The organism is Bradyrhizobium sp., from assembly GCF_004799445.1.
Taxonomy (GTDB): Bacteria; Pseudomonadota; Alphaproteobacteria; order Rhizobiales; family Xanthobacteraceae; genus Bradyrhizobium.
In genome coordinates this window covers 1-2,826 of sequence record NZ_SSNA01000182.1, presented here as the reverse complement: position 1 = coordinate 2,826, position 2,826 = coordinate 1, and the positions used below count along the sequence as shown (strand labels likewise).

The window sequence follows — 2,826 nt, the reverse complement described above, 5'->3', positions numbered from 1 at the left end:
TAAGCGCCCGCACGCGGGATGGCGTTTGACCTAGATCAATGCGACCTGAACCTCTTTTAGTAAATTTAAGACTTATTTGCAGGGGCCGAGCTCGGTGCAGATATGTCAGACGATCTCAGGAAATGGGCGGCCGAGGCTGCCCGGCAGGCGAGGCTTGAGCGGAATGCCGAAGAAGCGCGGCGTCTCCTGAGCCTTGCTCGATATTGGACGCGGCTCGCCGACGCAGAAGAACGGCAGCACGACCACGCCGCGTAAGTGGCGCCCTACAAGCCGGCGCATGGCTTTTGTCGGGTCACGTCTTTCGTTTAGGTCGATCAATTCGCGCCTCTCGAAACTCTTCCGGACCTTTGAGCAAATGGCGTTTCCGGCTGGCCTGTTCTTCGGCCGGTGCGCCCGAATCGGCGAGGCGGTCAATCTGTACGGCAGCAAGGTCTCGCGCGGTCGGAGAATCACTGCGCTTCTGAGCGCGGGAGACTTTCACGCTGCCTAAGCCGATCGCGACAAGACGGCGGACGGCTTCGGCCATGGTGGGACGATCATCTTGCGATTTTGCCCATGCCTTGATCGGCTTCTGAAATTCTAGCGTCATGCGAACGCCGACCAACGGCGCCGTTCCTGTGGCCGGCCGACCTCGCCTTTTTTGATTATCGTTTATTGACTTCTTCATAAATATACGATTATCGTAAAAGCAAGCCGAGGGGAAGCTGGAACTTCCGCCCCGGCTCTAACCCGAGCCATAAAGGACACGAATCCAATGACCAAGGCTGACCGCGTGCTTAGCACGCCACCCACAAACACGTCTGCAAACAACCCCAAATCTTCGCGACGTGGCTTCCTCGTCCAGGCGGCTGGCGTCGCGGCCGGCGGCGCTGCCATTGGCGCTGGCCTGCCATTGCCTGCGCCACCAACCGCGGCCGGGCAGACCCCTGACGCCGAATTGATCGAACTCGGCGCCCGATTTGAGCCGTTGGTCGACCGATATTACGTCGCACACCGGCGTTGGTCGGCCGCGTTGGCGCAAACCCACACCGAGCACGATCGGAAGTTTGGTGAGCCAAGGGACCGAGATTACCAGGATACGCCAGAAATCCGGGCCGCGTGGGAGGAGACTTGCGAGCGTAATGGACTTGATGACGCGTGCGCGCGGCAATCGGCGATCTTCAAGGAAATGGCACCACTGGCGAACGCCATCAACGCAGCGTCCGTTACCTCGATCGAGGGGTTTCGCGCAAAGGCGCTGGTTGCTTTCTGGGAGGTTGCTCCGCTGTGTGCAGGGGAAACTGAGTTTTCGTTCGACGATGCTTATCCGTTCCAGCAGCTGTTTACCGCCGTCGCAGAACTTTGCGGGCTGAAGGATAAAATGGTGGCAACGGGCTACGAGTTGCCTGACATCGGCATGGTCGAAGCCGCCCCCGATGATGATGCTGACGACGAAGGGGAGGAAGCGTGATGGCGGACAACGTCCTTGCATTCCCCGGCAATAAAACGAGCGACCATCCCCGATCAATATCGTCGTCAGGGCGTCCATATCGCGTCCGCGGCGAAAAGAATATGCACACCCTGTTATTTCGGAGCCGGGAATCGATACTGCAGTCAGACGAGCCTGATCTGGTTCGGGACGTCTGCTTCGACATCGACAGGGCTAAGGGGAAACTGGAGAGGATCCGAGCGCGCATCGAGAGCCTGCAGGAATACGCAGCCACTGAAATTCAGTTGCTCACCGACGCGGACACCAAGCTTAGTGCCGCGCTCGTCGCTGCTTTGCTCTCGACCCAGAGGCAAAGATGAAGCGCCGGCGCCGATCGGTCAGAAAGCGCAACCGGCAACGGTTGGGCACTCACGCAAGGCGGCTAAGGCGGTAACGACGAGGGGCGCGGGGCTTGGGTCCCGCGCCTCACTTCTGCACAGCTGGTGCGCAACAGCCGTCGTTGGTCTGGACCGGCGGACACGGAACCGAGCCATAGGAGCAAAATACGCAACAGTCGCCAGCGAGGGGCTTAAGGCGGATCCCGCAGCCCTTACAATCATAGAAGAACACGCAGGCATTGGTTGGCATGGTTTCCACGGCCTGATGGCCGCATGAAGGGCAAGTCAGAGTTGATTCCAGTTGCATGGTTTCCCCATGGAGCACAGAGGAACAGGTACGATAGACGAGCCGGGTCTACCCCGGTACCGGGCTTAGTACGGACACCATTTATTCGAAGACGGGCGCGGGCTCATGTCCGCGCCCCTAGCGCCAGTCGCATTTGGCCCGCGCTAGTGATAGCCATGCCGGCCGGGGTTTCTTCGATATAGCCGAGTTCAAGTAGCCTATCGCTCAAGTTTTTGGCTATCGATCGGTTTCTGCCCTCATCGACTTGCTCCAGAGCATCGAATTCAGCAGCAGTGAGAAATTCATCTAGACGCGTCATTGCCCCAATATGCGCCTGCGGTGATCCGGTTCAAGCCGGCACGCTGCCACTACCAAACTGACCACTACCAGGTAGGCTCCGGAAAATGGCTTCGTCAGCTCGCCAAAATAGGCCGCCTCGACGCGCTGACGAATATCATGGAACGCTTCCTCGAAAGCCTCATTGATCCACCGGGTCGCGTTTTCGAGCGATCGCGCGGCCTGCACGGCCGCCGTACCCCACCTGCACCCCCGCGTGGGCGCGGCCGTGCTTGGCGAGCCCTGCGCTGGCGCCGATCGGCCGGGATTTGCGCTATGACCAAGAAGCCCGAATTTCGTCCCGAAATGACCAAGAGCGGTCGATGGTTCGTGGCAATAACTACAGGCTATGGCCCGGATTCCCACGTCGGCGATTTTGCGACTAAGGAAGAGGCGCA

Annotated in this window: 6 protein-coding genes; 2 read left to right on the top strand and 4 right to left on the bottom strand. The window is 59.5% G+C overall.

Annotated features, from left to right (window positions below):
* Nucleotides 1-105: 105 nt before the first annotated feature.
* Both E8A46_RS23835 and E8A46_RS23830 read right to left on the bottom strand, forming a co-directional pair.
* On the bottom strand, nucleotides 106-279 hold the full coding sequence (locus E8A46_RS23835; protein ID WP_291566486.1) for a hypothetical protein: 174 nt from the start codon (nucleotides 277-279) through the stop codon (nucleotides 106-108).
* A gap of 13 nt (nucleotides 280-292) precedes the next feature.
* Nucleotides 293-589, bottom strand: coding sequence for a hypothetical protein (locus tag E8A46_RS23830; RefSeq protein ID WP_291566484.1), 297 nt, complete (start codon nucleotides 587-589; stop codon nucleotides 293-295).
* A gap of 165 nt (nucleotides 590-754) precedes the next feature.
* Between E8A46_RS23830 and E8A46_RS23825 the strand changes: the two genes are divergently transcribed.
* Both E8A46_RS23825 and E8A46_RS23820 read left to right on the top strand, forming a co-directional pair.
* Entirely contained in the window at nucleotides 755-1,450 is a 696-nt protein-coding gene (locus E8A46_RS23825) for a twin-arginine translocation signal domain-containing protein (protein ID WP_291566482.1), read from the top strand.
* Nucleotides 1,450-1,788, top strand: coding sequence for a hypothetical protein (locus tag E8A46_RS23820; RefSeq protein ID WP_291566480.1), 339 nt, complete (start codon nucleotides 1,450-1,452; stop codon nucleotides 1,786-1,788). The genes E8A46_RS23825 and E8A46_RS23820 overlap by 1 nt, the downstream gene beginning before the upstream one ends.
* A gap of 106 nt (nucleotides 1,789-1,894) precedes the next feature.
* Here E8A46_RS23820 and E8A46_RS23815 read toward each other — a convergent pair whose 3' ends face one another.
* Nucleotides 1,895-2,113 carry a GDCCVxC domain-containing (seleno)protein gene (locus E8A46_RS23815; RefSeq protein ID WP_291566478.1) on the bottom strand — a complete coding sequence of 73 codons (219 nt, stop codon included), beginning with the start codon at nucleotides 2,111-2,113 and terminating at the stop codon, nucleotides 1,895-1,897.
* 294 nt (nucleotides 2,114-2,407) lie between these two features.
* On the bottom strand, nucleotides 2,408-2,617 hold the full coding sequence (locus E8A46_RS23810; RefSeq protein ID WP_291566476.1) for a hypothetical protein: 210 nt from the start codon (nucleotides 2,615-2,617) through the stop codon (nucleotides 2,408-2,410).
* Nucleotides 2,618-2,826 lie beyond the last annotated feature (209 nt).

What these genes read in the sequence shown, in the direction of transcription:
- E8A46_RS23835 (WP_291566486.1), bottom strand. Translation starts at nt 279, where the DNA reads ATGCGCCGGCTTGTAGGGCGCCACTTACGCGGCGTGGTCGTGCTGCCG.
- E8A46_RS23830 (WP_291566484.1), bottom strand. Translation starts at nt 589, where the DNA reads ATGACGCTAGAATTTCAGAAGCCGATCAAGGCATGGGCAAAATCGCAA.
- E8A46_RS23825 (WP_291566482.1), top strand. Translation starts at nt 755, where the DNA reads ATGACCAAGGCTGACCGCGTGCTTAGCACGCCACCCACAAACACGTCT.
- E8A46_RS23820 (WP_291566480.1), top strand. Translation starts at nt 1,450, where the DNA reads ATGGCGGACAACGTCCTTGCATTCCCCGGCAATAAAACGAGCGACCAT.
- E8A46_RS23815 (WP_291566478.1), bottom strand. Translation starts at nt 2,113, where the DNA reads ATGCAACTGGAATCAACTCTGACTTGCCCTTCATGCGGCCATCAGGCC.